Source organism: Bradyrhizobium sp. Leo78 (assembly GCF_059512425.1).
The window spans coordinates 25,557-32,511 of the sequence record NZ_JCAMOT010000062.1 but is presented as its reverse complement, the minus strand read 5'-3'; the positions used below and the strand labels follow the sequence as shown (position 1 = coordinate 32,511).

General features: G+C 58.9%; 5 protein-coding genes. 3 read left to right on the top strand and 2 right to left on the bottom strand.

Annotated features, from left to right (window positions below):
- Positions 1 to 420: 420 nt before the first annotated feature.
- The 3 genes from cysD (at position 421) to AC5ZG1_RS40000 (ending at position 4,575) form a co-directional block, all read left to right on the top strand.
- The gene (gene cysD / locus AC5ZG1_RS40010; RefSeq protein ID WP_455998308.1) at positions 421 to 1,320 is read left to right on the top strand and encodes a sulfate adenylyltransferase subunit CysD; all 900 of its coding nucleotides are present in this window, start codon (positions 421 to 423) and stop codon (positions 1,318 to 1,320) included.
- Entirely contained in the window at positions 1,320 to 3,209 is a 1,890-nt protein-coding gene (gene cysN / locus AC5ZG1_RS40005) for a sulfate adenylyltransferase subunit CysN (RefSeq protein WP_028168191.1), read from the top strand. Before cysD ends, cysN begins: the two co-directional genes overlap by 1 nt.
- A gap of 493 nt (positions 3,210 to 3,702) precedes the next feature.
- Complete coding sequence (locus tag AC5ZG1_RS40000) at positions 3,703 to 4,575, top strand: transposase family protein (RefSeq protein ID WP_496136203.1); 873 nt, start codon at positions 3,703 to 3,705, stop codon at positions 4,573 to 4,575.
- A gap of 598 nt (positions 4,576 to 5,173) precedes the next feature.
- Here AC5ZG1_RS40000 and AC5ZG1_RS39995 read toward each other — a convergent pair.
- Positions 5,174 to 5,533, bottom strand: a complete 360-nt coding sequence (locus AC5ZG1_RS39995) for a response regulator transcription factor (RefSeq protein ID WP_496136202.1) — start codon at positions 5,531 to 5,533, stop codon at positions 5,174 to 5,176.
- 380 nt (positions 5,534 to 5,913) lie between these two features.
- Positions 5,914 to 6,174: a hypothetical protein gene (locus AC5ZG1_RS39990; RefSeq protein ID WP_130232013.1), complete on the bottom strand. Its 261-nt coding sequence runs from the start codon at positions 6,172 to 6,174 to the stop codon at positions 5,914 to 5,916.
- Between the last annotated feature and the right edge of the window lie 781 nt (positions 6,175 to 6,955).

The following is a 6,955-nucleotide window of genomic DNA, read 5'->3' as shown; positions in this document are numbered from 1 at the left end:
CTGCGCCAAATCCTCGTCCAGCTCATCCGCCGACTTCAGCTCCTCCCAAGCTGAAATCCGGGTTCTTCACGGTCGACCAGATAAGTGGTGATTGCCAAATGCGCTCCCTTTAGCCCTGCCCGGGCAGCGATGGTGCGATCTAGAACGAGGTGGGGTTTAAGGAACCCCGGGATCGTCACTAAACCTCTGTTTGATTGCGCAAGGCGAGGCGGGTGTCTACACCTGGGCTGGCACGACGCGGGATACGGCATGCCCGGCATGCGGTCCTGCTCGCGGCTGGCCAGGTTGTTGGACCGGATGGACAGGACATGCGCTATGGCAAGCCCGAGTTCCGCAACGATGGCTTTGTCGCCTTGGGGCGCAATTCGCTGCGTCAAAACGCCAGCTAACGACAGACATCCTGCATCAAAGAAGAACCACGTGCTGCCTAAACATCTGCATCGCCTCGAAGCTGAATCGATCGAAATCATGCGTGAGGTTGTCGCCGAGTTCAAAAGGCCGGTCATGCTCTATTCGATCGGAAAAGACTCGAGCGTCATGCTGCACGTCGCCATCAAGGCGTTCTATCCGGCAAAGTTGCCGTTCCCCCTGCTTCACGTCGACACGGGCTGGAAGTTTCGCGAGATGATCACCTTCCGCGATGAGACAGCCAAGCGCCTCGGCGTCGACTTGATCGTCCACGTGAACAAGGAAGGCATCGAGCGCGGGATCAACCCGATCGATTCCGGCTCGGCTCTTCATACGCAGGTGATGAAGACCGATGGCTTAAAGCAAGCGCTTGATCTCTATCAGTTCGATGCCGCGTTTGGTGGAGCACGACGTGACGAGGAAAAGAGCCGCGCAAAAGAACGGATATTCTCCTTCCGTTCGGCCGGACACGTGTGGGACCCACGCAACCAGCGACCGGAGCTCTGGAATCTCTTCAACACCCGAATCCGCCAGGGCGAAACCATGCGTGTGTTCGCAATGTCGAACTGGACTGAGCTCGACGTCTGGGAATACATCATGCTCGAGAAGATCCCGGTCGTCCCGCTCTATTTCGCAAAGCAAAGGCCCGTCGTCCGGCGGAGCGGCGCAATGATCATGGTCGACGACAAGCGATTACCGCTTCAGTCGAACGAGAGGCCGGAGATGCGGATGATACGTTTCCGCACGCTGGGATGCTATCCCTTGAGCGGGGCTATCGACTCCGACGCGACCACGATCGAGGACATCGTCGCGGAAATGCAGACCGCGAGGGTATCTGAGCGCCAGGGACGCTTGATCGATACCGATGAAGCCGCTTCGATGGAGAAGAAGAAGCGGGAAGGTTACTTCTGATGGCTTCCAAAGCGACAGCCGAGCTGGTCCAGGCCGGAACGAAGGACCAACTGCGATTCATCACCTGCGGTTCGGTCGACGACGGCAAGTCGACGCTGATCGGCCGGCTGCTGCATGACACCAAGATGATTTACGAGGATCAGCTGATGGCGCTGGCACGCGACAGCGCCAAGCACGGCACCAACGGCAATGAAATCGACTTTGCGCTGGTAGTCGACGGGCTTGAGGCCGAACGGGAGCAGGGCATCACGATTGACGTGGCTTACCGCTTCTTTACCACCCGGCGCCGCTCGTTCATGGTGGCCGACACGCCCGGCCACGAGCAGTACACGCGTAATATGGCAACCGGCGCCTCGAACGCCCAGCTCGCCATCATCCTGATCGATGCCCGCAAGGGTGTGCTGGTCCAGACCAAGCGTCACTCCTTCATCTGTTCGCTGCTCGGTATTCGTCATGTCGTCCTGGCAGTGAACAAAATCGACCTCGTCAACTACAAGAAGGAGAGTTTTGACCGGATCGTCGGTGAGTATGTGGCCTTTGCTGCCGGTCTTGGCTTCACGTCGATCGTTCCGATCCCGATCTCCGCCCGGTACGGCGACAACGTCATCAACCGCTCCGGCAAGACCCAGTGGTACCAGGGGCCTTGCCTGCTCGATCATTTGGAGAGCATCGATATCCAGTCCGACACTGGAAGCCAGGCTTTCCGCTTTCCAGTCCAGTGCGTGAATCGGCCCAACCTGGACTTCCGCGGCTATGCCGGGACGGTGGCTTCCGCGAGCATCTCGGCAGGAGATGAGATCGTTGTCGCAGCGTCTGGACGGACTACACGCGTCAAGCGCATCGTCACCCAGGACGGCGATCTTCCTCGCGCTGAGGCCGGCGATGCCGTCACCATTGTCGTCGAAGATGAGATTGATATCAGCCGTGGCGATCTTCTCGCTCGTCCGGCTGAGCGGCCGGAGGTCGCCGATCAATTCGCCGCTCATCTGATCTGGATGGACAATGACCCGCTCGTTGCTGGACGCAACTACATCCTTCGCATTGGAACACAGACTGTGGCCGCCGGTCGTATTACTACAATCAAGTATCGGATCGACGTCAACACACGTGAGCACCTGGCAGCCAAGACGCTTAGCCTCAACGAGATCGGATTCTGCAATCTTGCGACCGCAACGCCCACGGCTTTCGATGCTTACGAGGTCAATCGCAAGACCGGTTCATTCATCCTCATCGACCGTTACACCCACCGCACGGTCGGCGCCGGCATGATCGCGTTTCCGCTACGGCGGGCTAGCAATATCGCGTGGCAACCGATTTCAGTGGGTAAGAGAGAGCGGGCGGCGCTCAAGGATCAAAAGCCTTGCATCATCTGGTTCACCGGCCTGTCCGGCGCGGGCAAATCGACAATTGCCAACGTCGTCGATCAGAAGTTGTTCGCAATGTCGCGCCACACGATGCTGCTGGACGGCGACAACGTGCGGCACGGATTAAATGGGGACCTCGGCTTCACCGAGGCCGACCGTGTTGAAAATATTCGGCGTGTGGGCGAACTCGCCAAGTTGATGGCCGATAGCGGTTTGATCGTGATTTGCTCATTCATCTCGCCCTACAGGTCCGAGCGAGATATGGTACGCAACCTGGTTGCTGAGGATGAGTTCATTGAAGTTTTTGTGGACACGCCAATCGAAGAATGCGCGCGGCGCGATCCCAAAGGTCTCTATGCAAAGGCGAACTCCGGCAAGATCAAGAACTTCACCGGCGTCGATGCGCCCTACGAAACGCCAATAAGACCCGAAATTCATCTCAAGACCATGGGGCAGAAGCCCGAACACCTAGCGCAAGCCGTTGTCGATCTATTGATGGCCCGCGCAATCGTCCGCGGCCGCTAGCGTTTGCCAAATTTGCCGTCCTTGCCGAAACACTCGAGCCGGTTAGCTCCCGCAACTTGCACTATAAAAGAAGGGTTCTATCGGCAGAGCTTGCCGTAAGGCCCAAAGCAACGCTTCACAGATGGTCGATATAGGGCTCCACATCCCGCCTGATTTCATACTAGCGGCAACCATCGTAGTGCCGTCGGCGTTGTCGGTGTCGAGCCTCGAATTTCGTGCTGATCGCCGGAGCGACAGCCCTGCGCGAACGCCCCTCAGCCAAATCAGGCCAACTTGCTACTCGTGATGGCATGCTTGGATGTTGCTTTTCTCAGCGATGGGGTCGCCCCCCATGTAAGCCGACCGCGAGCTCCGCTCACTAGTCCATGACCTCCTCATATCGTTTGTCGAATACCGAGAAACCAGCGGACAAGTACAAGGGCTGTCCCTACCGCAAATCCAATCCGCTGGCAGTTGATCGAGAATCGGGCGATGCTGCTGCTCGATGTTTGATTTGTGCAAACTGATCGTCGGGACAGTGATCGATCTGCTGCGGTCGCGCGCAACGCTCGAGGCGGAGATTTTGGTGCTGAGGCAGCAAATCAATGTGCTGCGGCGCGGCAATCCCAAGAGACTTCGATTTGCGTCGATTTACCGGCTGATATTGGGAGGTATCTGCCGGCTGTTTCCCAAGATGTATGATACACTTGCAATTGTCCGACCCGATACCGTGATCCGCTGGCACCGCGCCGGTTTTAGGCTGTATTGGCGCAGGAAATCGCGCCACTGTTGCGGTCGACCAACGGTATCGTTGGAGATTCGCCGTCTGATCCGCGAGATGAGCCTCGCCAATCCATTGTGGGGAGCACCGAGACTCCATGGCGAGCTTCTCAAGCTCGGCATCGATGTCGGCCAGACCAGCGTCGCCAAGTACATGGCACGGAGGAGGGGACCCCCCTCGCAGGGATGGAAGACGTTCCTTCGCAACCATGCTGACGGGATCGCGGCGATGGACCTTTTCGTGGTGCCGACGATCTCGTTCCGGTTGCTCTATGGATTGCTGATCATGGGCCATGGTCGGCGGCAGATCCTGTGGCTTGGAGTGACCGCGCACCCAACGGCCGAATGGATCGCCAATCAACTGACGGAGGCGTGTGGCTGGGAGCAAATCCCTCGTTACCTGATCCGGGACCGCGACGGCGCCTACGGAAAGATATTCCTGCGCCGGGTTCGATCCATCGGGATTCGAGACCGTCCGACGTCTCCTCGCTCACCTTGGCAAAACGCTTGTGCAGAACGGCTGATCGGTTCAATCCGCCGGAATGCATTGATCATGTCGTGGTGTTCGGAGAGCGCCATCTGCGTCACGTGCTGCTCTCGTACATGAACTATTACAACGGCACGCGCACCCATTTGTCGTTGCATAAAGACGCGCCGATTTCACGCGGCGCCGCGACAGTTGGACGCATTCTCTGTCGCCCGATTCTGGGCGGACTGCACCACCAATATGCCCGGACTTGATTTGCGGTAGGCATAGGGCAGGGGCTATGAGCTCGGGCCAGTACGGGCTTCGCCCCTTGGGGCAGGGGCGTCGGGGAAAACCTGGCGCTCGCGCTATCGTTCCTCTGCGCGCAGCGAAGTTTCTTGATCCAGTCGCCCGGAAAGGCAGGCGAGTACGACCGCAGGTCAGCGGCGCTCTTCGCTAACTACCTCTCACTGCATCCTCGCAGGACGAAAGTAAGGCGGCAGTTCGCGAAACCAAAATTTGCTTCGACGATGCAATGCTCCTTCAGCGATTGGTGCCCGCATGGGAATAACAATTGGCCATCTACCGGATACTTCAAAACTCACCTCTCGGGCCTGAAGAGATCGCGCGGCTGTCTCGAGCCTACGAACATGCCCTGCGCAGGATCGGCGTACAGGATCGCAACGACTCCTCACCGAACTGTTTGAAGAAGAGAAAGGCTTTGCCATGAGTAGAGCAGCTAACCAGGCGGTGCCCCCTTTTCCTCGCCGAGCTCCTTGATTGTCCGGACGATCTCCTCCGGATGGACGGGCTTCTTCACGATGCGGCTGCCGGGGACGGGGCGTGGTGGGGTGGGCGAGAAGCCCGTTGCGTAGATGACCGGCAGGTTCGGATCCTGCTCTCGGTAGCGTTCCGCGATCTGCCATCCATCGACTTGTCCGGGCAGCCTGACGTCGGTGACCAGCGCGACGTGGTGCTCGCACCAGGCCAGAGCCTCCTCTCCAGTGCTCGCGTGGATCACGGGATAGCCTGCCTCGCGCAGCGCTTCGACTACGAATTCGCGGATCAGAGGGTCGTCCTCGACGAGAAGTACGCTCACTGGTGGCTCACTAGGAAATGGCATCCGTCACGCAGTCGAACGGCCCAATCGGCCGGTCGTTCCCGACGGAAAGAATCGAGCCGACGTGATGCGAGTCCGTATCGGAAGGAGACCCGCACCGATTGGCGGCCCGGCTCGCCGATGGATTGCCGGACAATTCGACCGCTGTTGTTCGAATGCACGGTCGTGTCGCGATCGCCGTGGAAGACGATGGTCGGAATGGGCGTGCCGTCGCCCGGCTTTGCTTCTGGCCCGCCGCCTTGCTTCATGGCGATCAGCGCGGAGGGAGGACGCGAGAGCGGCGCGGGCCCGAGGAGGGAACTGGGGGAACTGATGCGGTCACTAACGCAAGCTGAGGGTCCCCGTGACCTTCTTCAGTCTTAACCCATCGACTGCGAGCGAACCATTATCGTGGGATTGCATGCCCAATGCAGCTCTTCGCCCGTTCGAGGAAAGCCGCGATCTTCGCCAGACAGCGCCTTGCCGACGCGCTTCGCGGGCAGCTGGCCGAACTGAAGCGGGCCGTCTCGATGTGTCACGCCGAGATCGAAGCGCAAGGCGAAGACCGAAACGGGTGATGCGTGGAAAGGCAATGCAGTGACTGAAGTTGCGGTACCGCGAAACGCTTCGGTGCTCAGCATGGAAGGCGCATGTCCGCTCCGTTATGAAGCGCATGAGGGTTTCGTCATGGACCAGGCTCACGGTCGCGATCGGCCGCCGAAAGACCCGGCGATTTCATAGTGCTCAACGCGCTGCGTGGCTCCGATCAGCGCAGGTCTGCGGCGGCGTCCTCCATGCCCTTGCAGGCTTCGCGTCAATCCGCGCGCTCGCGGTCGGTCTGTCGCTGACGCGCATAATGGTCCTGGCGCACTGGGTGACGTAGTCCCGGGATTCGCGCTTGGGGCAATTCTCGACGCCCTCCGGATTTGGACCGGCTATTCGACGAGGCGAACTGTTGGCTGCGACCTTGGCGCAGCCATCACTGTTCTCATCCCTGAGCGCAACGAAATCGCAATGAATTGGGTGAAACGACCGTGAACAAAACGGGACGGAAGCACCTGCAGCATCAAGAAAAATCAACAACTTAGAAGATGCTCACTGCGTTCGGGACGCAATGCGTGCTCAGGCTACCGCCTGAAAAAGCAATTTGAGATGGTTGCACGTCCCCGCAACCAACTGAAAGATCGGCGGTCAAATCAATCCAGCCCGGGGGGCCAACCGTAGAATAAGCCCGGCTACGCCAGAAACGAACAGGCACAATCGTTTAGAACAGGATCAAAAATCTAGGTCTTTCAACGTTAGACGTAGCAAGAACCGGGTTCGCTCGGCTGCTGATGGCTGCGCACTGCGCCGCCACCAGTGCGGCGCGGTCATGTTCTCGACCCCGGTTGAAGTGATGCTCTCGAAACTGGAGACGATCAT